23 protein-coding genes and 1 pseudogene are annotated in these 24,847 nt (G+C 51.5%); 6 read left to right on the top strand and 18 right to left on the bottom strand.

Going from position 1 to position 24,847, the window contains the following annotated elements; genetic code table 11:
* The first annotated feature begins 126 nt into the window (after positions 1–126).
* On the top strand, positions 127–1,179 hold the full coding sequence (gene phoE / locus D6029_RS09040) for a phosphoporin PhoE (protein WP_120064453.1): 1,053 nt from the start codon (positions 127–129) through the stop codon (positions 1,177–1,179).
* A 44-nt stretch (positions 1,180–1,223) separates the two neighbouring features.
* On the opposite strand, the gene crl is transcribed toward phoE, so the two are convergent.
* The 3 genes from crl to gpt all read right to left on the bottom strand — a co-directional run bounded on the left by crl (position 1,224) and on the right by gpt (position 3,501).
* The gene (crl, locus tag D6029_RS09035) at positions 1,224–1,625 is read right to left on the bottom strand and encodes a sigma factor-binding protein Crl (protein ID WP_120064452.1); all 402 of its coding nucleotides are present in this window, start codon (positions 1,623–1,625) and stop codon (positions 1,224–1,226) included.
* A gap of 57 nt (positions 1,626–1,682) precedes the next feature.
* Entirely contained in the window at positions 1,683–2,930 is a 1,248-nt protein-coding gene (gene frsA, locus D6029_RS09030) for an esterase FrsA (RefSeq protein WP_120064451.1), read from the bottom strand.
* Between the two features lie 112 nt (positions 2,931–3,042).
* The gene (gene gpt / locus D6029_RS09025) at positions 3,043–3,501 is read right to left on the bottom strand and encodes a xanthine phosphoribosyltransferase (protein WP_034493602.1); all 459 of its coding nucleotides are present in this window, start codon (positions 3,499–3,501) and stop codon (positions 3,043–3,045) included.
* A gap of 265 nt (positions 3,502–3,766) precedes the next feature.
* On the opposite strand from gpt, the gene pepD reads away from it, so the two are divergent.
* Positions 3,767–5,224, top strand: coding sequence for a beta-Ala-His dipeptidase (gene pepD, locus D6029_RS09020; RefSeq protein ID WP_120064450.1), 1,458 nt, complete (start codon positions 3,767–3,769; stop codon positions 5,222–5,224).
* A 113-nt stretch (positions 5,225–5,337) separates the two neighbouring features.
* Here pepD and dinB read toward each other — a convergent pair whose 3' ends face one another.
* The 8 genes from dinB to D6029_RS08980 form a co-directional block, all read right to left on the bottom strand.
* Positions 5,338–6,393 (bottom strand): DNA polymerase IV, encoded by a 1,056-nt coding sequence (gene dinB / locus D6029_RS09015; RefSeq protein ID WP_120064449.1) that lies wholly within the window; start codon positions 6,391–6,393, stop codon positions 5,338–5,340.
* 107 nt (positions 6,394–6,500) lie between these two features.
* Positions 6,501–6,725 (bottom strand): (Na+)-NQR maturation NqrM, encoded by a 225-nt coding sequence (gene nqrM, locus D6029_RS09010; RefSeq protein WP_120064448.1) that lies wholly within the window; start codon positions 6,723–6,725, stop codon positions 6,501–6,503.
* Between the two features lie 11 nt (positions 6,726–6,736).
* Positions 6,737–7,960 carry an NADH:ubiquinone reductase (Na(+)-transporting) subunit F gene (nqrF, locus tag D6029_RS09005; RefSeq protein WP_120064447.1) on the bottom strand — a complete coding sequence of 408 codons (1,224 nt, stop codon included), beginning with the start codon at positions 7,958–7,960 and terminating at the stop codon, positions 6,737–6,739.
* Positions 7,961–7,972: 12 nt separating this feature from the next.
* Positions 7,973–8,569, bottom strand: coding sequence for an NADH:ubiquinone reductase (Na(+)-transporting) subunit E (nqrE, locus tag D6029_RS09000; protein ID WP_120064446.1), 597 nt, complete (start codon positions 8,567–8,569; stop codon positions 7,973–7,975).
* 6 nt (positions 8,570–8,575) lie between these two features.
* The gene (locus D6029_RS08995) at positions 8,576–9,214 is read right to left on the bottom strand and encodes an NADH:ubiquinone reductase (Na(+)-transporting) subunit D (RefSeq protein WP_081908371.1); all 639 of its coding nucleotides are present in this window, start codon (positions 9,212–9,214) and stop codon (positions 8,576–8,578) included.
* Positions 9,207–10,001 (bottom strand): Na(+)-translocating NADH-quinone reductase subunit C, encoded by a 795-nt coding sequence (locus tag D6029_RS08990; RefSeq protein WP_120064445.1) that lies wholly within the window; start codon positions 9,999–10,001, stop codon positions 9,207–9,209. Before D6029_RS08990 ends, D6029_RS08995 begins: the two co-directional genes overlap by 8 nt.
* A complete protein-coding gene (locus D6029_RS08985; protein WP_120064444.1) occupies positions 9,994–11,232 on the bottom strand; it encodes an NADH:ubiquinone reductase (Na(+)-transporting) subunit B in 1,239 nt (412 codons plus the stop codon). The genes D6029_RS08990 and D6029_RS08985 overlap by 8 nt, the downstream gene beginning before the upstream one ends.
* Before the next feature lie 3 nt (positions 11,233–11,235).
* A complete protein-coding gene (locus tag D6029_RS08980; RefSeq protein ID WP_120064443.1) occupies positions 11,236–12,579 on the bottom strand; it encodes a Na(+)-translocating NADH-quinone reductase subunit A in 1,344 nt (447 codons plus the stop codon).
* 486 nt (positions 12,580–13,065) lie between these two features.
* Between D6029_RS08980 and dpaA the strand changes: the two genes are divergently transcribed.
* Positions 13,066–13,803, top strand: coding sequence for a peptidoglycan meso-diaminopimelic acid protein amidase (dpaA, locus tag D6029_RS08975; RefSeq protein ID WP_120064442.1), 738 nt, complete (start codon positions 13,066–13,068; stop codon positions 13,801–13,803).
* On the opposite strand, the gene D6029_RS08970 is transcribed toward dpaA, so the two are convergent.
* The gene (locus D6029_RS08970) at positions 13,774–14,541 is read right to left on the bottom strand and encodes a class II glutamine amidotransferase (RefSeq protein WP_120064441.1); all 768 of its coding nucleotides are present in this window, start codon (positions 14,539–14,541) and stop codon (positions 13,774–13,776) included. The two genes, dpaA and D6029_RS08970, sit on opposite strands and share 30 nt — an antisense overlap.
* Before the next feature lie 82 nt (positions 14,542–14,623).
* Positions 14,624–15,205: a D-sedoheptulose 7-phosphate isomerase gene (gene lpcA, locus D6029_RS08965; RefSeq protein WP_115631891.1), complete on the bottom strand. Its 582-nt coding sequence runs from the start codon at positions 15,203–15,205 to the stop codon at positions 14,624–14,626.
* A gap of 213 nt (positions 15,206–15,418) precedes the next feature.
* On the opposite strand from lpcA, the gene fadE reads away from it, so the two are divergent.
* Both fadE and D6029_RS08955 read left to right on the top strand, forming a co-directional pair.
* Positions 15,419–17,863, top strand: a complete 2,445-nt coding sequence (fadE, locus tag D6029_RS08960; RefSeq protein ID WP_120064440.1) for an acyl-CoA dehydrogenase FadE — start codon at positions 15,419–15,421, stop codon at positions 17,861–17,863.
* An 87-nt stretch (positions 17,864–17,950) separates the two neighbouring features.
* Complete coding sequence (locus tag D6029_RS08955) at positions 17,951–18,718, top strand: amidohydrolase (protein ID WP_120064439.1); 768 nt, start codon at positions 17,951–17,953, stop codon at positions 18,716–18,718.
* Here the strand turns inward: D6029_RS08955 and uraH are convergent, their stop codons facing one another.
* From uraH to D6029_RS08935, 5 genes and pseudogenes are all read right to left on the bottom strand, one after another.
* Positions 18,719–19,054 carry a hydroxyisourate hydrolase gene (gene uraH, locus D6029_RS08950; RefSeq protein WP_120064438.1) on the bottom strand — a complete coding sequence of 112 codons (336 nt, stop codon included), beginning with the start codon at positions 19,052–19,054 and terminating at the stop codon, positions 18,719–18,721. It abuts the gene before it with no gap.
* Positions 19,051–19,563, bottom strand: coding sequence for a 2-oxo-4-hydroxy-4-carboxy-5-ureidoimidazoline decarboxylase (uraD, locus tag D6029_RS22660; RefSeq protein WP_244212394.1), 513 nt, complete (start codon positions 19,561–19,563; stop codon positions 19,051–19,053). The genes uraH and uraD overlap by 4 nt, the downstream gene beginning before the upstream one ends.
* Positions 19,552–20,802 (bottom strand): annotated as a pseudogene (hpxK, locus tag D6029_RS08945) (allantoate amidohydrolase); the annotation flags it as partial. The gene uraD and the pseudogene hpxK, both read right to left, overlap by 12 nt.
* Complete coding sequence (locus D6029_RS08940; RefSeq protein ID WP_120064436.1) at positions 20,802–22,043, bottom strand: pyridoxal-phosphate-dependent aminotransferase family protein; 1,242 nt, start codon at positions 22,041–22,043, stop codon at positions 20,802–20,804. The gene D6029_RS08940 and the pseudogene hpxK, both read right to left, overlap by 1 nt.
* A 257-nt stretch (positions 22,044–22,300) precedes the next feature.
* A complete protein-coding gene (locus D6029_RS08935) occupies positions 22,301–23,140 on the bottom strand; it encodes a MurR/RpiR family transcriptional regulator (RefSeq protein ID WP_120064483.1) in 840 nt (279 codons plus the stop codon).
* A gap of 115 nt (positions 23,141–23,255) precedes the next feature.
* Between D6029_RS08935 and D6029_RS08930 the strand changes: the two genes are divergently transcribed.
* The gene (locus D6029_RS08930) at positions 23,256–24,842 is read left to right on the top strand and encodes a gamma-glutamyltransferase family protein (RefSeq protein WP_120064435.1); all 1,587 of its coding nucleotides are present in this window, start codon (positions 23,256–23,258) and stop codon (positions 24,840–24,842) included.
* The last annotated feature ends 5 nt before the right edge of the window (positions 24,843–24,847 follow it).

Raw genomic sequence — 24,847 nt, 5'->3', positions numbered from 1 at the left:
TACTTTTATTTAAACTTTATCTGACTCTGTCATAAATCTTTCATCTCAAAACGATAAAACTCTCTGCGTTTTTTAACGGGAATTTCCCGATTAAATTTAGCGCGTATCACACTATTGGGATGAAAAATGAAAAAGACCACTCTGGCATTAATGGTATTGAGCATTGTTGCATCAGCATCTTCTCAGGCTGCGGAAATATACAATAAAGACGGCAACAAGCTTAATGTTTATGGAAAAGTCAAAGCCATGCATTATTTAAGCGACGACAATACCAAAGATGGCGATCAAACCTATGTTCGTTTCGGTTTTAAAGGTGAAACGCAGATTAACGATCAATTAACCGGTTATGGTCAATGGGAAGCCGAGTTTTCAGGTAATAAAGATGAAGGCAGTTCCACCACTAAAACACGTTATGCTTTCGCTGGTGTGAAATATGCTAATTTCGGTTCATTTGATTATGGCCGTAGCCTGGGCGCGTTGTATGACGTAGAAGCCTGGACCGATATGTTCCCGGAATTTGGTGGTGATTCTTCAGCCAGAACAGATAACTTTATGACCAAGCGAGCATCCGGTCTGGCAACGTTCCGCAGCACCGATTTCTTCGGTGCTGTAGATGGCCTGAACATGACGCTGCAATACCAGGGCAAAAATGAAAACCGCGATGTCTCTAAGCAAAACGGTGATGGTTTCGGTAGCGCTCTGACTTACGATTTTGGCGGCAGTGATTTCCAGGTCGGTGGTGCCTATACTACTTCTGACCGTACTGATGCCCAACAGGCTATGGCACGCGGTGACGGAAATAAAGCTGATTCCTGGGCCACAGGTGTGAAATATGATGCAAATAATTTGTATGTCGCATCGATGTATTCTGAAACACGCAATATGACACCTATTTCTGGTGGGTTCGCAAATAAAACACAAAGCTTCGAAGCGGTCGTACAATATCAATTTGATTTCGGCCTGCGCCCATCATTAGGTTATGTGCAACAGAAAGGTAAAGAAATCGAAGGTATTGGTGATGCTGATTTAGTTAAATACATTGATATTGGTGCAACTTACTATTTCAATAAAAACATGTCTGCTTTCGTCGATTATAAAATTAACCAACTGGATGATAATAACCCACTGGGTATTAGCAGTGATGATATCGTCGCGTTAGGTATGGTTTATCAGTTCTGATATACGAATAAAAAGCCCTTCTCATTTGAGAAGGGCTTTTTTGTTTATGCAGAAAGCTTCACCGGCTTTTCTGCAAAATTTTCTGCGGGCACCAAACTAAGACCTAGCGTGCTGAGTAACTCTCGTAAACGCTCGTGGAAGCCACGTAATGTTTGCTCAAGTCTTTCATCCACTTCTTTGTCTTTTGCTGCCGTCTGAGTCCACTTTCCATCTTTATCGAACAGACCAAAGTGGTAGGTGTAGGTAAATTGCTTTTCCTGCGCTTCTAATTCCATCCACCAGCCCCAGAACTCACGTTTCTCTGGTGCAGGCTTCACATTGACGCACACAGCCAGGCAATCGAAGAAGAAACGGTTATCTTCACATTGCTCTTCCCTGATATATGGGCCAAGCGAGGCGAATTTTTTAATCAATCTACTTTTCGGGTGTCCACTCGGTAACGTCATTGCGATCTCCTGTTGTGAAGCAACTGTTTTACCAAACCAATGAAATTTAGCAAATCATTAACGTAATCTCTGCTTGATCCAACTGGTAATTTCTTTCAACGCTTTGTCAAAGTTGCGATACACCGGGTTAAACGGGATCGCCAGTAACTTACCATCCGCAGATGACGAAGCGATTAACCGGGAATCGATTTCAGGGCTGAACGGATCATTTTCCCAATAACCAGATAACATCGGTGTTGGGCAATGGCGACCTAAAAGCCCCTGTGTTTTTAGCGAGTAACGATTTAACTCAACTCTCAACGCGCTATCAGACGCATCATTCATTCCAAGACGACTTGCCAGCACGTCAATATACATCTCTGGCACCTGCGCCTGGCGTGATGCATCGCTCAATAAACTGTGAACAACCGGTCCAAGACAGGCAACAGCTTTCAGGCGAGGGGCTTCAATGTAGCCTAAGCGCACCGCTACGTTTGCACCGAAACGGAAACCAAACGCCGCGACACGGGTATGGTCCACCCACGGAATATTTGGCAATGCTTTCAAAACATGCTGGTGCAACAGGCTGGAATCTTGAGTCAGTTTCCATTTTGATGAAAACCCGACTGATGGCATATCGATAGTCAGCATCGCGATGCCCTGAGGCTCAAAATATTTCTCAAACAGGGTGTAATAATCGCTTTGTAGCGCGTCCAGACCGCCGCAAATAAGTACCGTCGGGAATGGCCCTTCTCCTACTTTTGGAACATGAAGGAATCCAGTGATTGCACCGCCACCAGGGATCGTAAACTCCAGTTCACGTAAGCCACCAGAAAGACGTGGAGCCGCCTCTTCGTATGCACGATTTGCCAGTACTTGCGCCTGTTCAGCAAGCAGATCGCCTTTCAAATGCGGGTACGCTGCGATGCTATAAAGATTGGCGGCCTGTAACCAATATTTGCCGCTTTTTACTTTGTCCGTTTCCTGATTGGCCCGCTGCTGCCACACCATGGCCTGCTTCGACCATTCATAAATCCAGTTGCCACCGCGATAACCGACCACCGTATCGTATAAATCTTCATTAGTGCGCTCGCCCGTATTGGCCGCAATTCGGGCCTGAACTTCAAGAATTTCACGCGCGTCAACGCCACGCCATACCCAAAGCAGGCGGTTAATCATGCGATACCAGTGAGGTACGGTTGCGCCGTCCAACGCAGATTGAATCACAGGGGCAGTTTGATGATGAGCGCGACGAACTAAAGTCGACGTCTCGGGGTGTTTAAAGCGGGGTTTAAATAGCGTTTCGCTAAGATTGGCCTGCGACATCGTTTCTGCCTCCATACAAACGTCAGGAATGGGGCTATTGTACTCTGTCAGTGACCAAATAACACAAACGCCCGGCAATGCCGGGCGTAAATCAGTGCAAATTCTGAGACGATTAACGACCCGCTAAAGGTGGAATAAACGCAACACCCATATCCCAGGGTTGTTCAATCCAGGTATCCTGCGGGATATCAATAACGTAATCATCGACTAAAGGCTGACCAGCAGGTTTAGCGAAGATAGTCACGAAGTGCGCTTTTGGATACATTTCGCGGATAGCCACCGCGGTGCCGCCGGTATCGACCAGGTCATCAATAACGATGAAACCTTCACCATCGCCTTCAGCACGTTTCAGGACGGTCAGCTCACGCTGGTTGTCGTGGTCATAGCTGGAGATGCAAACGGTATCAACATGACGAATCCCCAGTTCACGTGCCAGCAGTGCGCCAGGAACCAAGCCGCCACGGCTAACGGCAATAATGCCTTTCCACTGTTCAGCAGGAAGCAGACGGCTTGCAAGCTTACGTGCGTGAATCTGCAACATGTCCCAGGTGACGATGTATTTTTCGCTCATGTGAAGTTATCCCAGCCAGTTATTAACGGCTTAAAAATGTTCAAAGGGGTTTTGGTTGCGCGAGATTATAGAGATCTGGCGCACTAAAAACCAGTGTTGCAGGCCTGTCCTTCTGGTTTTTACGTGCTTTAGGTCGTCACAGCCTTGGTTATAGTGATATTCTCAGACCAGCACACAAACCTGACTTGTGTTGTATTTCATTAAGTTCAATCCCGCTCTGCGCGAATCAATAATGTTAGCAGAGCCGATATCCAGGAGACTCATCGTGTCTGAATTGTCTCAATTATCTCCGCAGCCACTGTGGGATATTTTTGCCAAAATCTGTTCTATTCCGCACCCTTCTTATCATGAAGAGCAACTTGCGGAACATATTCTGTCCTGGGCAAAAGAAAAAGGCCTGCATGTTGAGCGTGACCAGGTAGGCAATATCCTGATCCGTAAACCTGCGACCGCAGGCATGGAAAACCGTAAAGCGGTGGTCCTGCAAGCTCACCTTGATATGGTGCCGCAGAAAAACAACGACACTGTCCATGACTTCACCAAAGACCCGATTCAGCCGTACATCGACGGTGAGTGGGTTAAAGCTCGCGGTACGACTCTGGGTGCCGATAATGGCATCGGTATGGCATCCGCACTGGCGGTACTGGCTGATGAAACTGTCGCTCATGGCCCGTTAGAAGTTCTGCTGACCATGACCGAAGAAGCGGGTATGGATGGCGCTTTCGGCCTGCAAGCGGGCTGGTTGCAAGCTGACATTCTGATCAACACCGACTCTGAAGAAGAAGGTGAGATCTATATGGGCTGTGCTGGCGGGATTGATTTTATCTCCACGCTGCCACTGCAACGCGAAGCGGTTCCGGCGGGTTATGAAACCTTCAAGCTGACCATTAAAGGCCTGAAAGGCGGCCACTCAGGTGCGGAAATCCATCTGGGTCTGGGCAATGCCAACAAACTGCTGGCGCGTTTCCTGTTTGCTCACGCAGCGGAACTGGATGCACGCCTGATCGATTTGAACGGCGGCACACTGCGTAACGCTATCCCACGTGAAGGCTCGGCCATTGTCGCGATTCCTGCCGACAAAGTTGCACAGTTCAAAGACCTGGCAGCCCAGTTCCTGTCAATTCTGCAAAATGAATTGGGTGCGGTCGAGAAAAACACCACGGTATTGGTTGAAGCTACCAGCACAGACAAAACTGCGCTGACTGCAAAAAGCCGTGATGCTTTCATCAACCTGCTCAATGCAATGCCAAACGGTGTTATTCGCAATTCCGACGCCGTTAAAGGTGTCGTGGAAACCTCACTGAACGTGGGCGTTGTCTCAATGACCGATGAAAGCGCAGAAATTATCTGCCTGATTCGTTCACTGATTGATAGCGGGAAAGACTATGTTGTTGGCATGCTCGAAGCTTTGGGTAAATTGGCTGGCGCACAAAGCGTTGCTAAAGGCAGCTATCCTGGCTGGCAGCCAGACGCTCAATCCCCGGTGATGGGTCTGGTGCGTGAAACCTATCAGAAGCTGTTCAACAAAACGCCAAACATCATGGTTATCCATGCGGGTCTGGAATGTGGTCTGTTCAAAAAACCTTATCCGGATATGGACATGGTTTCTATTGGGCCAACCATTACGGGTCCACACTCCCCGGATGAACAGGTTCATATTGCAAGCGTAGGTCAGTACTGGATTCTGCTGACTGAGTTGCTGAAAGCGATTCCAGCTAAATAAGTACTAAACGCCCTCACCCTAACCCTCTCCCCCAGGAGAGGGAATTTGGTTTTCTTCTTCGCCAGGGGGGTTTTCTCCTTCTCCTGAGGGAGAAGGCCGGGATGAGGGCAATTTTACAACCCCAGAACCAACTGGCGTTCCAGTTGCGGATCCAGCAACGTCACATGCACTCCCACTAACCGCACACCTCGCTCCCCTCGCCGCTCATCCCACGCTTGCTTTGCGGTTGCGATTAAATCGGCTTTATTCAGTTGCGGCCAGACATGTTCCTGAGTCGTTTGCTGGAAATCATTAAACTTGAGTTTGATCCCCTGCCGGGCTATCAGCAGATCAGGCTTCACTTTTATCAGCCGCCGTTCAAGTTCTGAATAAAGCTGTTCAATGATGGCTTCACACTCATGCCATTGATGAATATCCTCGGCCAGGGTTTTCTCAACGCCTACGGATTTACGCTGCCGCTCATTGTTAATTTCGCGCTCATCAATGCCCTGACTTCTTTCCCACAACACCCGCCCAAACTTGCCAAAACGCTTGAGCAGCGAAGCTAAATCCGTTTTCTGCACATCGGCACAAGTGCGCAACCCCAGACTTTCAAGTTTCCCCGCCGTCACTTTGCCAACGCCCGGAATTTTGCCGAGTGGCAACGTTTGCAAAAATGCAGGGATTTCCTCTGGCGTAATAACGTACTGCCCATTCGGCTTATTAAGATCGGATGCTATTTTCGCAAGGAATTTAACCGGAGCGATCCCCGCAGAGGCCGTGAGATTCAGTTCATATGAAATAGTCTGGCGAATTTCTTTTGCCATGAATGTGGCAGAGCCGTGGCAGTTCAGGCTATCGGTGACATCAAGATAGGCCTCATCCAGAGACAGAGGTTCGATAAGTGTGGTGTAGCGACTAAATATTTCACGGATATGGTTTGATGCTTCTTTGTATGCATCAAAGCGCCCCGGCAAAAGCGTCAAATGCGGGCACAATTTTAGTGCCATAGCCGTCGACATTGCGCTGTGAACACCAAATTTTCTTGCCGGATAATTTGCGGTGCTGATCACCCCGCGCCGCTGCGCGCTGCCGCCAATCGCCAACGGGATATCCCGTAAAGACGGGTTATCACGCATCTCAACGGCTGCAAAAAAGCAGTCCATATCGACATGAATGATTTTACGCATACTTTTTCGCACCAGTGTTAATACTGGATAAGTATACAGTTAAGCTGAGATTAAGGAAAGTCAGTGAGAAAGAAAACCTCCCGCATCGGCGAGAGGTTTTGAGGGGCTTATAGGATACGGTTTTGCTGAAGTTTCGCCTGCCGCTCCGCTCTCGCGATTCGTTTCTTACGCGCATCGCAAGGTTCAGGGCAATTGCAAACTTTCTCCATGCCAAGCGCGGCAATACCACCGCAGCTACCCTGAAGCGTTTTGCGCTTCACGATAACGCCGAGCGACATACCGAATATCACCAGAATAAAAATGGCGAAGGTGGCTAAAAATACTGTCAGCATATTGGCTCCCGTCAGCCGCCGAAGTCATCGAGCATGATGTTTTCATCCTCAACGCCCAGGTCTTTGAGCATTTTGATCACCGCAGCGTTCATCATTGGCGGCCCACACATATAGAATTCACAATCTTCTGGGGCCGGATGGCTACGCAGATAGTTTTCCAGCAATACGTTGTGAATGAAGCCCGTGTAGCCCGTCCAGTTATCTTCTGGCTGTGGATCAGAAAGCGCCACATTGAAGGTAAAGTTCGGATTTTCCTGCGCCAGCTTTTCAAACTCATCTTCGTAGAACATTTCACGCAGAGAACGAGCGCCATACCAGAAGCTGATTTTGCGAGTGCTATGCAGGCGTTTGAGCTGGTCAAAGATGTGCGAACGCATTGGCGCCATACCGGCACCACCGCCAATAAACACCATTTCAGCTTCCGTTTCTTTAGCGAAGAACTCACCAAACGGCCCGGAAATTGTCACTTTATCGCCTGCTTTCAGCGACCAGATGTATGAAGACATAATCCCCGGAGGAGCGTCTGGCACATTCGGCGGTGGCGTCGCGATACGCACGTTCAACATGATGATGCCTGCTTCATCCGGATAGTTCGCCATGGAGTAAGCACGAACACACGGCTCTTTCACCACTGATTTGAAGCGGAAAAGGTTGAACTTATCCCAGTCACTACGGTATTCCTGTGGCACGTCGAAGTCTTGATAGTTAACTTCGTGAGGCGGGCTTTCAATCTGGATATAACCACCGGCACGGAACGGAACCACTTCGCCGTCAGGAATTCGCAGCTTGAGCTCTTTGATGAAAGTCGCTTTGTTATCGTTAGAGATAACTTCGCATTCCCATTTTTTCACGCCGAAAATTTCTTCCGGCAGCTCAATTTTCATGTCCTGCTTCACAGCCACCTGACACGCAAGACGGCAACCCTCTTTCGCTTCACGCTTAGTGATGTGCGAAAGTTCGGTCGGCAGAATATCGCCACCACCTTCTTTAATGGTCACGCGGCATTGCCCGCACGAACCACCACCGCCACAAGCCGAAGAGATGAAAATCCCTTGATTTGAAAGCGTGTTAAGCAGTTTGTCACCAGCCGGAGCATGGAACTGTTTGTCGGCTTCGTTGTTAATCTCAATCAGCACATCGCCGGAGTTAACAAGCTTTGACTTGGCAAACAGAATCATCAGCGCCAGTGCCAAAACAATTAGCGTGAACATCACCACGCCAAGAATAATTTCCATACGTTTTCGCCCTTATAGCTGCACACCGGAGAATGACATAAAGCCCAGCGCCATTAATCCAGTGGTGATAAAGGTAATTCCTAAGCCACGCAATCCTGCGGGCACATTGGCATACTTCATTTTTTCGCGAATACCGGCCATTGCGACAATCGCCAGCATCCAGCCCACACCGGAACCGACACCGTAAACGATAGATTCACCGAAGCTGTAATCACGCTGCACCATAAACGACACGCCACCGAAGATGGCGCAGTTAACGGTGATAAGCGGCAGGAAGATCCCCAGCGCGTTATAGAGAGCCGTGAAGAAACGATCGAGGATCATTTCAAGGATCTGCACCAGCGCGGCAATCACACCAATAAAGGTGATGAAGTTAAGGAAGCTGAGATCGACACCTTCAACCAGCGCGCCGTCACGCAGAACCAGGTTATAAACCAGGTTGTTCGCAGGCACTGCGATTCCCAAAACGACCGTCACCGCGACACCCAAACCAAATGCCGTGGAAACCTTTTTGGAAACGGCAAGGAAGGTACACATGCCAAGGAAGAACGCGAGCGCCATGTTTTCAATAAACACAGCACGCACAAACAGACTAATCATATGTTCCATAGTCAGTTAGTCCTTTTCCTGTTGCGCAGGCTTCAGCGTGCGCAGGGCCCAAATCAGCAGGCCGATAATAAAGAACGCACTCGGCGCTAACAGGAACATACCGTTTGGCTGATACCAGCCACCGTTCTGAACAGTTTCCAGCACCGTGATACCAAAGAGTTTGCCACTGCCGATGAGTTCACGCAGGAAGCCAACCAGCAACAGAATCACGCCATAACCCAAGCCGTTACCGATGCCATCCATAAAGCTCGCCAGCGGCGGTGACTTCATGGCGTAGGCTTCGGCGCGCCCCATCACAATACAGTTGGTGATGATCAAGCCGACGAATACGGAGAGCTGTTTGGAAATCTCGTAAGCATAAGCACGCAGAATCTGATCCACGACGATTACCAGTGAAGCAATGATTGCCATCTGCACGATGATGCGGACACTGTTTGGAATCAGGTTACGAATCATTGAGATGAACATGCTTGAGAACGCCGTCACCACCGTTACCGCTATCGTCATAACAAACGCGGTTTCCAGTTTCGTGGTCACCGCTAGCGCCGAACAAACGCCGAGTATTTGCAAGGCAATCGGGTTGTTGTCCACCAGCGGACTCACCAGAACCCGTTTGACCTCTTTCATGTCTGAAATATCAGCCATTGTTGAGCGCTCCTTCACGAACTTGTTTCAGGAACGGGCCAAACCCAAGTTCGCCCATCCAGAAATCAAAAGTGTGTTGTACTCCGTTTGCCGTCAGCGTTGCGCCAGACAAACCGTCGACCCCATATTCATCACCCTGACGCGCCCCGCCTTTTACAACGCGCAGTGCGGGTTGGCCGTTGTCATCAAGCAATTTCTTGCCGATCCACTTCGCCCGCCAGGTTGGGTTTTCAATTTCACCCCCCAGACCCGGTGTTTCACCCTGATCGTAGTAAGTGATGCCTTTTACAGTGCGACCATCAGTCTGCAAGGAGACAAAAGCGTTCATCATTGACCACAAGCCCTTGCCATACACCGGCAAGACAACTTCCTGGACCTGGTTTTGCTCGTTACGCACCAGATAGATTTCCACGATGTTGCTGCGGCGTTTGATTCCGGCGCGGTCATCGTTAGAAGCCAGTTCAACACTTTGCTGCGGGTCCCGCAGTGCAGCGGCTTGATCAAATTTTGCTGGGTCTTTATCTAGCATTTCGCCAGATTTCAAATCTAAAAGACGCGGCGTAATACGGGATTCAAAAGTAGATTTCACTTCCTCACCGCTCATCTTCGGCGTGGCAAGACCTGCTACGTCCAGAATATTACGCTGTTTATCCAGTGCTTTTTGTTCCTGCTGGCGCGACTTCAAACCAACAGCAGAGCCTGCAACCACCACGGAACAGACCAGGCAAAGCACCAGCACCACCAGCAGTGTTCTGCCAATGCTATCGTTACTTTTTACTTCAGCCACGCGACTTCCTCCGCTTGATATTGGCTTGCACCACCAGGTAATCGAACAGCGGTGCAAAGAGGTTGGCGAACAGAATCGCCAGCATCATCCCTTCTGGATAGGCCGGGTTTACTACACGAATCAACACACACATCACACCGATAAGCGCGCCGTACCACCATTTACCTTTGCTAGTAAATGAGGCGGAAACCGGGTCAGTCGCCATGAACATCATGCCGAAGGCAAAACCACCCAGCACCAGATGCCAGTACCACGGCATAGCGAATAGAGGATTGGTATCAGAACCAATGAAATTAAACAGGGTTGCGGTGGCAATCATGCCGAGCAAGACGCCTGCGACAATGCGCCAGGAAGCCACGCGACCGAACAGGATAATCGCGCCACCAATCAGGATCATCAGGGTCGAGACTTCACCAATGGAACCCGGAATGTTACCGAGGAAAGCATCCATCCAGGTGACAGGCTGGCCAGAGACAACATTAACCAGCGCTTCACCGCCGCCATGTGACCACTGTGAAAGTGGGGTCGCGCCGGAGAAACCATCCGCCGCCGTCCATACCAAATCACCGGAGATTTGCGCAGGGTAAGCGAAGAACAGGAACGCACGCCCCGCCAGTGCCGGGTTGAGGAAGTTACGCCCTGTCCCACCGAAGATCTCTTTCGCAATCACCACGCCAAAACTGATACCGAGCGCGGCTTGCCAGAGAGGCAAAGTGGGTGGAACCACCAGAGCAAACAGGATGGAGGTGACGAAGAAGCCTTCGTTAACTTCGTGTTTGCGGATGATGGCAAACAACACTTCCCAGAACCCGCCCACCAGGAATACCGTGGCGTAAATTGGCAGGAAGAAGACCGCGCCCAGCGTCATCATGCTTAGCCAGCCAGCATCAGGCGTGAAGTTCACCCCCAGCCACTGCGCGACCACATAATGCCAGTCAGATGAAATCACCTGCTGGAGTTGCTCCGCACCGTACATTTTGTTCAGTGCAGGAATGGTTTGTAGGCCGACGTTGTACATGCCCCAGAACATCGCCGGGAACACGGCGAACCACACCAGGATCATCATGCGTTTCAGATCGATAGCATCACGAACGTGTGAAGCGCCAGGCGTGACAATGCCTGGCGTATAAAACAGTGTCGCCGTCGCTTCAAAGAGCGGGTAGTACTTTTCTAGCTTTCCGCCTTGCGTGAAGTGCGGCTCTAGTTTTTCAAATAAATGCTTCAAGCCCATGACTTATCCTTCCTGCTCGATGCGGGTTAAGACCTCGCGTAGAACCGGGCCGTACTCGTATTTCCCCGGACACACATAGGTACAAAGCGCCAAATCTTCTTCATCCAGCTCAAGACACCCCAACGCCTGCGCGCTGTCGGTATCGCCCGCCAACAAATCACGCAACAGCATCGTCGGCAGAATATCCAGTGGCATCACGCGTTCATAGTTGCCAATGGGCACCATTGAACGTTCACCGCCATTCGTGTCTGTTGAGAAGCTAAAGAGTTTGCGCTTCAGGAAGTGGCCGATGGTCGTGCGGGTAATCGAATATTTATCGGCCCCCGGCATCACCCAGCCAAACAACTCTTTTTCACGGCCTTCTTTCAGAACGGTAACTTGCAGATGGAAACGCCCCAGCCAGGCACGAGGGCCTGCTGCGATCGTTCCGCTCAGCACAGAACCGGAAACCACACGGTTTTCACCTTCTGCCAGTTCACCTGCTGTCAGAACTTCTATTGAAGCCCCCAAACGAGTGCGAATCAGGCGTGGCTTTATAACCTGCGGCCCAGCGAGCGCAATAACGCGTTCGGTCCACAACTCGCCTTCAACGAACAGTTTGCCGATGGCGATAACATCCTGGTAATTCAGGTGCCAGACCGATTTTTGCAGGCTGACCGGTTCGAGGAAGTGAATGTGTGTACCCACTAACCCGGCAGGATGTGGGCCTGCAAATTCATTAAAAGTGACCTGCCCAGCAGAATGACCACCCAGTTTGCCGCCGCCCGCCTGGCAGACATGGACTTTGCCATCGGTCAGGCGTGAAAGCACGGTTAAGCCCGCATCAAACATTTCGCGATGCGCACGAATAATAGGTTGTGGGTCAGCCGCCAGCGGATTGGTATCTATCGCCGTGACAAAAATGGCCGCAGGAACGCTGGCTGGTGGTGGTGTTTTGCTAAATGGACGAGTGCGCAACGCAGTCCACAAACCGGAGGACAATAAATGTGCCTGAACGGTTTCACGCGGCAGTTTGGCAAGGGTTTCTGGAGCAAAGCGTTCAAAAACAACCTGCTCGTCGCCTTGAACTTCAATAACCAGAGATTGCAGCACGCGACGTTCACCGCGATTAATCGCAGTCACCGTTCCACACGCAGGAGCGGTAAACAGCACGCCAGGGTTCTTTTTATCTTCGAAGAGAGGCTGACCTTTCAATACCTTGTCGCCTTCCTGCACCAGCATAGAAGGACGCATGCCGACATACTCTTCACCGAGCAGGGCCACGAAAGGTATCGCTGGGCCGTCATGGATTTGCTGTTCCGGCAAACCGGCAATAGGCAAATCCAGACCTTTTTTGATTTTTATCATAAGGTTATCACGTTTAAAATTGGCTTAAACATACCGACAAAAAACTGTAGCCGACAACGGATGGGTTGAATTAACGTTCAACCGATGCGACACATAAGGCAGAAAAAAAAGGAAACGCATCCATTCACTATTGCGAGAGGGAGGTATAAGTCGCCCGGAAAGCCGGTACAACTGACTTATGGATAGTTTCCGTTCATATCCGCAGGTCAACATTCGGCGGGATTTTAGCATCATTAGCGCCCGGAAGGGGCACAAAACAACATACAGATATGCAGCTATGCGAGCTGTTACGCAAAAAGCTAATACTTTCCCTTTCCAGAAGTATTCTATAAAGTCCAATTTTATAACTTCGCACGCCCTGTTTTGGGGTTGCGAAAAATCATAACGATGCTAATGTGAGCGCTCCTAATCCAGAGTAATCTGATTTCAGGTCTCCATTTTGCCGTCCTGGCATTCGGTATAAGTTTTATCAAGGAATAAAGCAGTATGCGTAAGATCGCACTCGTTATTGCGATGCTTTTGATGCCGTGCTTGTCGTTTGCCAGCTTGTTAAGCAGCAACTCGTCAAACACGCCTGTCAGCAAAGAATTCAAGCAACAACTCATGGGCTCTCCTGTTTATATTCAAATATTTAAGGAAGAGCGCACGCTAGAGCTATACGTAAAAATGGGCGAGAAGTTCCAGTTGCTCGACAGCTATAGCATCTGTAACTATTCCGGTGGATTAGGTCCAAAACAGCGTCAGGGTGATTTTAAAAGTCCTGAAGGTTTTTATAACGTGAGTCGCAGTCAGTTAAAACCTGATAGCCGTTTCTATAAAGCCATTAATATCGGCTTCCCGAACGAATTTGATCGCCAGCATGGTTATCAGGGTCAATATCTGATGATTCACGGTGCTTGTGTGTCCGTTGGCTGCTATGCCATGACCGACACCAACATTGATGAGATTTTCCAGTTTGTGACCGGCGCATTAGTCTTCGGCCAGCCAAGCGTGCAGGTCAGCATCTATCCGTTCCGCATGACTGATGCCAACATGCAGCGCCACAAATATTCTTATTACATCGACTTCTGGAAACAGCTAAAACCGGGTTATGACTACTTTACGGCGAATCATCAGCCGCCGGGCGTTTCTGTTGTAAGTGGTAATTACGTGGTTAGCAAGCCGGTTACGCCTTCGACGCAACCGCAGTTGGCATCAAACTACGCGCTCCCCGAGACAAAATAATTCCGACTCGCCTGGCGCAATCTTGTGCCAGGTTTCGTTCCCTGTCAGAGGCTGAGTCGCGATAACAGTGACCACATCGTTGAGTGTGGTCTCTTCCTGAAAATCAATTTCCACATCCTGATCCAATAATTTTGCCACACCAAACGGTGCCCGTCGGGTAATCCAGTATAAGTTTGTGGAACAAAACGCCATCACGTAGCGCCCATCTGACAACAACATGTTGAACACGCCTTTTTCACGCAATTGCACTGCAAGTTCGGTGATATAACGGAATACCGCCTGCATATTGCTCGGCGTTCGTGGATAACGTTGTGTCAGTTTATGCAGCAACCAGCAAAACGCCTGTTCACTGTCGGTTTCACCAATCGGGCGAAACGGGCCGGTATCCAGCGAGCGATGCCCTTTAAGCTGGCCGTTATGAGCATAGGTCCAGTTGCGGCCCCAAAGTTCGCGGGTAAAAGGATGGGTATTTTCCAGCGCCACTTTGCCGCGGTTTGCCTGGCGAATATGGGCGACCACAGAACAGGATTTGATCGGGTAATCCTGCACCAGTTTTGCAATGGGAGAGTTAAAACTCGGTTGCGGATCTTTGAACGTACGACAGCCTTTACCTTCGTAGAAAGTAATGCCCCAGCCGTCTTTATGCGGCCCCGTTCCCCCGCCACGCTGCACCAGACCAGTAAAGCTAAAGCAAATATCTGTTGGCACATTGGCGCTCATCCCGAGCAGTTCGCACATCTTAACCTCCCACCACTTTTAACTACCCTCACCCTCACCCTAACCCTCTCCCTGATGGAGAGGGAACAAGATCAGGCAAAACTTAAGCCTTAACCATCTCTTTTTCGATCAGCTGAATCAGGATATGAATCACTTTGATGTGGATTTCCTGAATGCGGTCAGCGTAACCAAAGTGCGGCACACGAATTTCAACATCCGCAGAACCGTCCATTTTGCCGCCGTCTTTACCGGTCAGGGTAATTACTTTCATGCCTTTCGCACGCGCCGCTTCAATCGCTTTGATCACGTTGCCGGAATTGCCAGAAGTGGAGATCCCCAGTAAAACGTCGCCTTCACGGCCAACCGCTTCAACGTAACGAGAGAAAATGTGGTCGTAGCCAAAATCGTTGCCGACACAAGAGATGTGGCTAACGTCAGAAATCGCAATCGCCGGGTAACCAGGACGGTTCTCGCGATAACGCCCGGTCAGTTCTTCAGCAAAGTGCATTGCGTCGCAATGTGAACCACCGTTGCCACAAGAAAGCACTTTGCCACCCGCTTTAAAGCTATCAGCCAGCAACACTGCTGCGCGCTGAATGGCGTGAATGTTAGCGTCATCTTTCAGGAAGTTAGCCAGTGTTTCTGCCGCTTCATTCAGTTCGTTACGAATAAGATCCTGGTACATGAGGATATCCTTCAGCATTTTTTGATTGATTAACCCAAGCAGTTTACCGGATAGCGCGAGAAGCGCCATATCCTCCTGCTTTTGCTGTTCCGTGCGGTAACAATGTGAGCTGAGTTGTAATTATTTTGTGAAGATATTGCTAAAAAAAACCACATGAACTAAAACGAATACATCCAAGTGGTCAGACCTCCTACAAGCAAGGGAGTTTTCCTTATGTTAATGTTGAGTATCGTTGCAACCGTTGTTCTCCTCGGTGTGCTTTTCTATCACCAGGTCAATTTACTGCTGAGTAGCGCAATTTTGCTGGTGTGGACGGCAGCGCTTGGTTTCGCCGGTATCTGGTCAATCTGGGTACTGGTTCCGCTGGCGATTATTCTGGTGCCGTTTGTTTTCACACCAATCCGCAAATCTTTGATTTCCGCTCCAGTCTTCCGCAGCTTCCGTAAAGTCATGCCGCCGATGTCGCGTACTGAAAAAGAAGCTATCGATGCCGGTACAACCTGGTGGGAAGGCGATTTGTTCCGCGGGAAACCAGACTGGGAAAAACTGCACAACTATCCGCAGCCTAAGCTGACTGAAGAAGAGCAAGCCTTTATTGACGGCCCGGTTGAAGAAGCTTGCCGCCTGGCAAATGACTTCCAAATCACTCACGAAATGGCCGATTTGCCGCCAGAACTGTGGGCATATTTAAAAGAACATCGCTTCTTCGCGATGATCATCAAGAAAGAGTACGGCGGCCTCGAGTTCTCTGCTTATGCACAATCTCGCGTGTTGCAAAAACTGTCGGGCGTTTCCGGGATTCTGGCGATTACCGTCGGTGTGCCTAACTCTTTAGGCCCGGGCGAATTGCTGCAACATTACGGTACTGAAGAGCAGAAAGATCATTACCTGCCACGCCTGGCGCGTGGTCAAGAGATCCCATGCTTTGCACTGACCAGCCCTGAAGCAGGCTCCGATGCGGGCGCGATTCCCGATACTGGCGTTGTGTGTATGGGCGAATGGCAGGGTCAGCAAGTTCTCGGTATGCGTCTGACCTGGAACAAGCGCTACATTACGCTGGCCCCAATCGCCACCGTTCTTGGCCTGGCATTCAAACTGTCTGACCCGGATAAACTGCTGGGCAATGAAGAAGAACTCGGCATTACCTGTGCGTTGATTCCAACTCACACGCCGGGCGTGGAAATTGGCAAACGCCACTTCCCGCTGAACGTACCGTTCCAGAACGGCCCAACTCGCGGTAAAGATATTTTCGTGCCGATTGATTACATCATCGGTGGTCCGAAAATGGCCGGCCAGGGCTGGCGTATGCTGGTGGAATGCTTGTCCGTTGGCCGTGGCATTACCCTGCCGTCTAACTCTACCGGTGGTTTAAAATCTGTGGCAATGGCAACCGGTGCTTATGCGCACATTCGCCGCCAGTTCAGAATTTCTATCGGTAAAATGGAAGGGATTGAAGAGCCATTAGCGCGTATTGCCGGTAACGCTTATGTGATGGATGCGGCGGCTTCGCTGGTGACTTACGGGATTATGCTCGGTGAAAAACCGGCGGTGCTGTCGGCTATCGTGAAGTACCACTGTACCCACCGTGGCCAGCGCGCGATTCTCGACGCGATGGATATTCTCGGCGGTAAAGGCATTATGCTCGGCAACTCCAACTTTGTGGCGCGAGCGTATCAAGGCGCACCAATCGCCATTACTGTTGAAGGGGCGAATATCCTGACCCGCAGCATGATTATCTTCGGCCAGGGTGCGATTCGTTGCCATCCGTATGTTCTCGACGAGATGAATGCGGCGCAAAACAATGACGTCAACGCGTTCGATAAGCTGCTGTTCAAGCATATCGGCCACGTCGGCAGCAACAAAATGCGCAGCCTGTGGCTTGGCCTGACCAACGGTTTGACCAGCGCCACACCGACCAAAGACTCGACTAAACGCTACTACCAGTACATGAACCGTCTGAGCGCCAACCTGGCATTGCTGTCAGATGTTTCCATGGCGGTATTGGGCGGCAGCCTCAAGCGTCGCGAGCGCATTTCAGCTCGCCTGGGTGATGTGTTAAGCCAGCTGTACCTCGCCTCTTCCGTGCTGAAACGCTACGACGACGAAGGCCGTAACGAAGCGGATTTACCGTTGGTTCACTGGGGCGTTCAGGATGCGCTGTATCAGGCCGAGCAAGCGATTGACGACCTGCTGCGTAACTTCCCGAATGCGTTTGTGGCTGGCATGTTGCGCGTGGTTATCTTCCCGCTGGGCCGTCGTTACGATGCTCCATCGGACAAGCTGGACCACAAACTGGCGAAGATCATGCAGATCCCATCCGCTACCCGTTCACGTATCGGGCGCGGCCAGTATCTGACACCAAGCGAGTTCAACCCGGCTGGCCTGCTGGAAGAAGCATTGATGGACGTGATGGCTGCTGAGCCAATCCATCTGCGCATCAGTAAAGAAACCGGGCGTAACCTGTCGTTTACCCGTCTTGATGAGCAGGCCAAACAATGGCTGGCAGAAGGGAAAATCAACGCTGAAGAAGCGGCGATTCTGACCAAAGCGGAAGCAAGCCGTCTGCGCAGTATCAACGTTGATGAGTTTGAGCCGGAGGAACTGGCAACCATGCCGGTAAAGGTGCCGGAAAAGCATCGCAAGATTGAAGCGGCATAAGCCTTCTTAAAACCCCGTTCGCGGGGTTTTTTCTTTTCTACTCATGCTAAAGTGAATGAAACACTGTTTATCATGAGGCTTCCGATTGTGTCTGGTTTGAAAATCACCGTTCTGCAACAACCGCTGGTCTGGATGGACGGCGCGGCAAACTTGCGCCATTTCGATGTACAGTTGGACGCTATTCATGGCCGCGATCTGATTGTCTTGCCGGAAATGTTCACTACCGGTTTTGCAATGGAAGCCGCCACACAGTCGCTTGCTGAAGAAGAAGTGATTGACTGGATGCAGTTTAAAGCCCAGCAAACTCAGGCGATGATTGCCGGAAGTGCGGCATTGCAAACCGAACGTGGGCCAGTAAACCGTTTTCTGCTGGTTCAGCCCGACGGCAAAGTCCACTTCTACGATAAACGCCACCTCTTCCGCATGGCGGATGAACATCATCATTATCAGGCGGGCAATGAGCGAGTTATCGTGGAATGGCGCGGCTGGCGCATTCTGCCGCAAGTGTGTTACGACCTGCGCTTCCCGGTATTTTCACGCAACCGCAACGATTATGACCTGGCGTTGTATGTGGCGAACTGGCCTGCCCCGCGCTCTCTGCATTGGCAAAGTTTACTGATTGCTCGCGCCATTGAAAACCAGGCGTATGTCGCGGGCTGCAACCGTGTTGGCACCGACGGTAACGGGCATCATTACCGTGGCGATAGCAAAATTATTAATCCTCAGGGTGAAATTCTGGCGAATGGCGAAGCCCATCAGGCGATGCGGCTCGATGCCGATTTATCGCTGATTGCATTGCAAGAATACCGCGAGAAATTCCCCGCCTGGCAAGATGCCGATCCGTTCAGCCTTTAACTACGAACCTCTGTAAGTCGACCACGACCACGGGGAAATCAGAAACGGCAGGTGATAATGCCCGCCGTTTTGCGTAATCATGAAATCAATTTGCGCGCTGGGATAAAGCGTTTCCCGCTGCGTTGCGGCAAAATAATGCCCGATTTCGGCAGTCAGGCGATAACGCCCCGCCGCCAAATGCGCTGGGGTGAAATCTTTTAGCCGCCCGTCCGCATCCGTCACACCTTGCGCAATCACTTCCCATTGCTCTGCAATCTGCTGTTCAAGGCGAATCACCACGTCCTTCGCAGGTTTTCCCAACGCGGTATCAAGAATATGAGTACTTAACTGGCTCATGCGGCAAACACTCCTTCGAGGCGTAACAACGTGATTTGGCGTAATTGCTCCAGCGCTTCAAGCTCTTCTTCTTCCGGCGAATTATTCAGGCGGCGCTTAAGCTCCCCGAGAATTTCTTCACCGCAGCGACCTTTAGCTCGAATCAAAAAAACACGCCCAAATTGCGCCTCGTATTGCGCATTGCCTTGCGCCAGCGCGAGCGTTAATGCACTGTTTTCGGTATCAACGGCGGATTGTTCACCTTTCGAAAGTGCCGCCTCTTGACTGCTGCCCTGCGCTTTTTCGCCGATGCGCGGATGTGCGCTAAGCGCCTGATTTAGCTCCTCACGCCCCCAATCCAAAGTCAGTTGCGAAGCATAATGCTGCAATACATCGACGCTCGAATAAGGGCGAGCGGCAACCAGGTTTTCAGCCCAGGTCGCAATCGCGACGCATGGCGCAACCAGATTCAGCGCATCGCTGTTAGTGGCGTCGTTAAATTCAGCCAGAGGATTCGCCGCCAACGCCATTACCGTTTGTGTAAACGCCTGCACTGCCTGCATCACATCAGCTTCAATCACAGACTCCGCCGGATGGTGGCTTATCCCGCGGTCGCAGCGCACAAACATCATGCCCACCGGCCAGTGTTCTGCGATGGCGATAGCATCGTGCCCCGCGCCACTTGGCAAAGATAAACTGCGCCCCTGCACCGCAGAAATAGATGATGTTAACGCTTGTTGTAAACGAGTATCGCAAGGTGTCGCAGGGATGGAATAGTAAGTTTCGGCGCTAAAGGTTACGCCTCGTTGAGCGGCGATTTGCTGCGCCTGGTTCAACAATTTTGCGAGCAACAATTCGAGGTCAGAATCTCGTGGGCTGCGAATATCCAGCGTCAGATTCACTTCGCCGGGAATCACATTCGCCGCTCCCGGTAAGCATTGCAGCGTGCCGACCGTCGCGACAATATCCGGCGCATAAGCCGCTGTCGCTGTTTCGATGTCAGTCATCCACGCGGCAGCGGCGGCGAGCGCATCTTTACGAAGAGTCATCGGAACCGTGCCTGCATGGCCTGCTTCGCCAACAAATCGGCATTTCAGACGGCGAGCACCGTTAATCGCCGTCACCACGCCAAGCGCCAGATTTTCACGCTCAAGCACCGGCCCTTGCTCAATATGCATTTCCAGATAAGCGCTGAATTCTTCCGGGCTGCGCGCGGCACTCTGAATACGCGAAGGATCAAAACCGGCATTTACCAGCGCTTGCCCGACGCTGATTCCTGCCGCATCTTCGCAGGCCAGCCAGTTATCCGGCCAGGTTCCGGTTACACCACGGCTGCCTAATAATGTGATGCCAAAACGCGTGCCCTCTTCATCTCCAAAGCCAACAATTTCAATCGCCTGCTCTAATTGAAGATTGTTTTCATAGAGAAATGCGACCACTTCCAGCGCGGTAAGTACGCCCAACATGCCGTCGTAGCGCCCGGCATTGCGTACCGTGTCGAGGTGCGAACCCAGCAAAATCGCCTGAGCGCCTTCACTTGCCCCTTCGTAGCGCCCACAAATATTGCCCACCGCATCTTGCCAGGTGGCCATGCCGATTTGTTCCATCCATGCTCCAAGCATGTGGTTAGCCCGCAGATGTTCAGGGGAGAGATAAACGCGCGTGAGCTGGCCCGGTGTTTCGCTAATTTGCGCGAGTTCATCCGCGCGCTGCATAACCCGGCGAGCGGCGGCGCTGGCCTGCGCGGCATTCATGACATGTTTAACCATCAGCGATTTTCCTGCGCATAAACATCCCAAGCCGACTGCATTGCTGCCCCTTGCGTCGACTTGAACCCAAGACGATTCAGCACCGCCTCCAGCGCCGTCAGCGTTTGCAGCACACAATCTTTGCGCGCGTTATAACCCATGGTGCCGATGCGCCAGATTTTGCCTTGCAGCGGGCCAAACGAGGTGCCGATTTCAATATGGAAATCTTCTAGCAGCATTTTGCGCACTTCTTCGCCGTGAACGGCTGAAGGGATCACCACGCCGAGCACGTTATTCATTTTATGTTGCAGATTGCCGAAGGTTTCCAGCCCCATGCCCTGAATCCCGGCCACCAGCGCACGTCCGTGCAGTTCGTGGCGAGCAATCCCCACATCCACCCCTTCTTCCAGAATAATGCGCGCGCATTCACGGGCGGCAAACAACATGCTGGTCGCTTCCGTGTGGTGGTTCAGGCGCTCCGGGCCCCAGTAATCCATGACCATGCCGAGATCGAAATAATTCGAGTAGATCATTTCGTCATCGCCATCCTGATGCGCGGAAGTACGAATGCCCTCTTCCACACATTTACGGCGGCGGATCACTTCTTCCATTTGTGCGCTGAGGGTGATCGGCGAGCTGCCAGACGGGCCTCCGAGGCATTTTTGCAACCCGGCTGAAACCGCATCTAAACCCCAGGCGTCGGTTTCCAGTTTGTTGCCACCAAATGACGCCGTGGCATCGGTGTAAAACAGCACGCCGTGGCGGCGGCAGATTTCACCGAGTTCTTCCAGGGGCTGTAGCATGGTGGTGGATGTATCGCCCTGAACCGTCAGCAGCAAACGCGGTTTTACCGTTTTGATAGCATCTTCGATTTGGTCGGGTGTGAATACTTCTCCCCACGGCACTTCAATAGTGTGAACTTCTGCGCGGCAGCGGCGGGCAATTTCACATAGCAGATGACCGAAACGGCCAAATACCGGCACCAGCACTTTGTCGCCGGGGCGAATCGCAGAAAGCAAAATCGCTTCGATGCCGGAGCGAGAAGTGCCATCCACCAGCATTGTCCAACGGTTTTGAGTACGGAAAAGTTCGCGATACAGCACCATCACTTCGTTCATATAACCGGTCATGACCGGGTCATATTGCCCAATCAACTGGCTCGCCATCGCCCGTAATACGCGGGGATCGGCATTAATTGGCCCCGGCCCCATCAACAACCGATGTGGCGGATTGATTTGTGAGAAGTGCTGAATATCGAACATGGCATTTCCTTTTATTTTGCGTGAAACAAAAGATTCTTAATAAAAATATTCTGCAACTAATGTGCCACCAAATTTCGATAATGACAAAGGGTGAAAAACGGATTTTGTAGGGTGGATAAGCGTTAGCGTCATCCACCATTTACGGCAATCGTGTCGGATGACGCTGCGCTTATCCGACCTACGAAGAGATTGGCCACCCCTGTAATTTTGAACCAGAATGGCTCCCATGATGTGTGCAATTGCACCACTAAAGTGCGCTAGCGTTGCTCGAGCTCATCCAGTTCAGAATACAACTCAGCAATATGATGAATACGCTGGCGGCCTGTGGTTAACGCTTCGTGGAGAACGGCGTTGGATAACAAATTGACGAGGCTCATCGCGCTGCTGTAACTGTCGAAGGCTGAAACGCTGTCCAGCGGGGCGGCAAAATGCCAGCGGCAATAAGGCGTCAAGCCCGAACCCTGCGCTTCACTCATTACCAAAAGCGGCACCTGCCGCTGATGCAGATTCGCCAGCAGCGGCTTGATAATGCGCGGACGCCTGCGGAACGCGATAGCGATAACACAATCTTGTTCGCTGATATCCACCACTTCTTCGGCCAGCGTCTGGCCCGGCTGCGGCAATAGATAAACGTCGCTACGTACCTGCAATAACTGTTGGCGCAGGTGCATTGCGACCGGCCACGAGTTTCTTAAGCCGATAATAAAAATACGTTTTGCCGTCGTCAGCGCCGTCACAACCTCGGAAAATTGCTGCGTTTCGAGCAGGCTGACCCACTGCGTCAGATTCGCCATTTCCTGTTTATAATGCCGCGCCAACAGCGTGTTACCTTGCACCGCATCACGGTTTTCTGTGAGCGGCATTCCGCTCTGACGCAGATTGCGCAGTTCTTCACGCATATCTTTATAACGGTCGTAGCCAAGGCGCTTAAACAGGCGGCTCACCGTGGCTTTTGAAACGCCAGAAAGACGGGCCAGTTCGGCGCTGTTGTAGCTAATCAGGTCATCAAAATGATCGACAATAAACGCAGCAACTCGCTGTTCCTGCGGGGAAAGCTGTTCGTATGTCGCCCTTAAGCGTTCATCTAATTGTTTCATCATGACCTCTGTAACTTTTGTTTCACTCGAGCCTGGCACAGTGAAACTAACCGAGTCAACCTGGAACATCTCTTGCTAGAGATACACTTAAGCTTCCATTCTGAGAGATAAAACGATGATGCAAAGCAATATGGCCCCGTCCGGTATGGCGGTGACACCGCACCATTTAGCCAGTGAAACCGCATTATCCGTGCTGCGCCACGGTGGCGATGCTATCGAAGCGATGGTGGCAGCGGCGGCAACGATTGCCGTGGTTTATCCCCACATGAATGGTATTGGCGGTGATGGTTTCTGGCTGATTGTGCCGCCGGAAGGCGAACCGATTGCCATTGATGCCAGCGGTGCTGCGGGTTCTCTCGCATCTTTGGAATTTTACGCAGGCGAAACGTCAATCCCGCATCGTGGCCCTAAAGCAGCGCTTACTGTGCCGGGAACCGTGAGCGGTTGGGACGAAGCTTTAAAGATAGCGACACAACTGGGCGGCGGGCAATTGCCGCTGTCACGTTTGCTGGCCGATGCCATACGCTACGCGGCTGACGGCATTCCAGTCACCCAATCTCAGGCGCTGGCGACGCACAGCAAATACGACGAGCTGGTTAACATCTCCGGATTTGCCGAAACTTTTTTAGACCGAGGCGAAATCCCACGCGCGGGCAGCCGTTTCACTCAGCCACGGCTGGCCGAAACCTTAACCCGCCTGACCGTTGAAGGGCTTGAGAGTTTTTATCGCGGCCCGTTGGCGGCGCTGATCACCGAAGAGCTTGCTGAATCAGGTATGCCGATTACGTTGCAGGATCTCGCCGCGCAACGCGCCAAACGGCGTATCCCTCTGCATCTGGGCCACCATTTGGGCGATGTTTATAATATGACGCCGCCGACGCAAGGCCTGGTTTCGCTGGCGATCCTAGGGATCACCGAGAATCTGGATATGGCGCAAGCCAATGAAACACAAACGGTTCATCGCATCGTCGAAGCGACCAAAAAAGCTTTTGCGCTGCGTGACAAATACATCACCGATCCGCGCCATATCACCACTTCAATCCAGAGTTTGCTGGAACCTGAACCGCTCGCCGCACTCGCCGCAGAAATTGATGACCACAAAGCCGCAGACTGGGGAACCGGCAAAGGCCCCGGCGACACGGTCTGGATGGGTGTGATTGATAGCAGCGGCCTGGCGGTTTCGTTTATTCAAAGTATTTATCACGAATTTGGCAGCGGCGTGGTGCTGCCTAAAAGCGGCGTGTTGTGGCAAAACCGGGGCGCGGCGTTCAGCCTCAACCCGGAAAGTTTGCTCAGCCTGGCTCCCGGGAAACAGCCATTCCACACGCTGAACCCAGCCGCCGCACGCCTGGCTGATGGGCGCACCATGGTTTATGGCTCGATGGGCGGTGACGGACAGCCACAAACTCAGGCCGCCATTTTTACCCGCCACGTCATTCAGGGCATGGCACTTCAGGAAGCGGTCACCGCTCCACGTTGGCTGCTCGGCAGAACCTGGGGGCAAGCTTCCGACAGCCTGAAATTAGAAGGCCGCTTCAGCCCTGAAACTTTCAAAGCGTTACAAGAATTGGGGCATGACGTTGAGGCATTGCCCGATTTTAGCGAAGCCGTCGGCCATGCGGGTGCCATCGTGCGCCACACCAATGGCATGCTCGAAGGCGCATACGACCCACGCAGCAACGGCAGCGCCGCAGGATTCTAAGGAGA

Origin of the sequence: Buttiauxella izardii (assembly GCF_003601925.1) — a bacterium.
Lineage (GTDB): Bacteria > Pseudomonadota > Gammaproteobacteria > Enterobacterales > Enterobacteriaceae > Buttiauxella > Buttiauxella izardii.
This window is presented reverse-complemented; position numbering and strand designations above follow the sequence as displayed.

Excerpts from the sequence above, each read along its gene's own strand:
- frsA (WP_120064451.1), bottom strand. The coding sequence starts at position 2,930 with ATGTCGCAGGCCAATCTTAGCGAAACGCTATTTAAACCCCGCTTTAAA.
- crl (WP_120064452.1), bottom strand. The coding sequence starts at position 1,625 with ATGACGTTACCGAGTGGACACCCGAAAAGTAGATTGATTAAAAAATTC.
- lpcA (WP_115631891.1), bottom strand. The coding sequence starts at position 15,205 with ATGTACCAGGATCTTATTCGTAACGAACTGAATGAAGCGGCAGAAACA.
- dpaA (WP_120064442.1), top strand. The coding sequence starts at position 13,066 with ATGCGTAAGATCGCACTCGTTATTGCGATGCTTTTGATGCCGTGCTTG.
- D6029_RS08970 (WP_120064441.1), bottom strand. The coding sequence starts at position 14,541 with ATGTGCGAACTGCTCGGGATGAGCGCCAATGTGCCAACAGATATTTGC.
- uraH (WP_120064438.1), bottom strand. The coding sequence starts at position 19,054 with ATGAGCCAGTTAAGTACTCATATTCTTGATACCGCGTTGGGAAAACCT.
- fadE (WP_120064440.1), top strand. The coding sequence starts at position 15,419 with ATGTTAATGTTGAGTATCGTTGCAACCGTTGTTCTCCTCGGTGTGCTT.
- uraD (WP_244212394.1), bottom strand. The coding sequence starts at position 19,563 with ATGGCGTTGGCGGCGAATCCTCTGGCTGAATTTAACGACGCCACTAAC.
- phoE (WP_120064453.1), top strand. The coding sequence starts at position 127 with ATGAAAAAGACCACTCTGGCATTAATGGTATTGAGCATTGTTGCATCA.
- nqrF (WP_120064447.1), bottom strand. The coding sequence starts at position 7,960 with ATGGAAATTATTCTTGGCGTGGTGATGTTCACGCTAATTGTTTTGGCA.
- nqrM (WP_120064448.1), bottom strand. The coding sequence starts at position 6,725 with ATGCTGACAGTATTTTTAGCCACCTTCGCCATTTTTATTCTGGTGATA.
- D6029_RS08935 (WP_120064483.1), bottom strand. The coding sequence starts at position 23,140 with ATGAAACAATTAGATGAACGCTTAAGGGCGACATACGAACAGCTTTCC.
- D6029_RS08930 (WP_120064435.1), top strand. The coding sequence starts at position 23,256 with ATGATGCAAAGCAATATGGCCCCGTCCGGTATGGCGGTGACACCGCAC.
- D6029_RS08940 (WP_120064436.1), bottom strand. The coding sequence starts at position 22,043 with ATGTTCGATATTCAGCACTTCTCACAAATCAATCCGCCACATCGGTTG.
- nqrE (WP_120064446.1), bottom strand. The coding sequence starts at position 8,569 with ATGGAACATATGATTAGTCTGTTTGTGCGTGCTGTGTTTATTGAAAAC.
- D6029_RS08985 (WP_120064444.1), bottom strand. The coding sequence starts at position 11,232 with ATGGGCTTGAAGCATTTATTTGAAAAACTAGAGCCGCACTTCACGCAA.
- D6029_RS08980 (WP_120064443.1), bottom strand. The coding sequence starts at position 12,579 with ATGATAAAAATCAAAAAAGGTCTGGATTTGCCTATTGCCGGTTTGCCG.
- D6029_RS08995 (WP_081908371.1), bottom strand. The coding sequence starts at position 9,214 with ATGGCTGATATTTCAGACATGAAAGAGGTCAAACGGGTTCTGGTGAGT.
- gpt (WP_034493602.1), bottom strand. The coding sequence starts at position 3,501 with ATGAGCGAAAAATACATCGTCACCTGGGACATGTTGCAGATTCACGCA.
- dinB (WP_120064449.1), bottom strand. The coding sequence starts at position 6,393 with ATGCGTAAAATCATTCATGTCGATATGGACTGCTTTTTTGCAGCCGTT.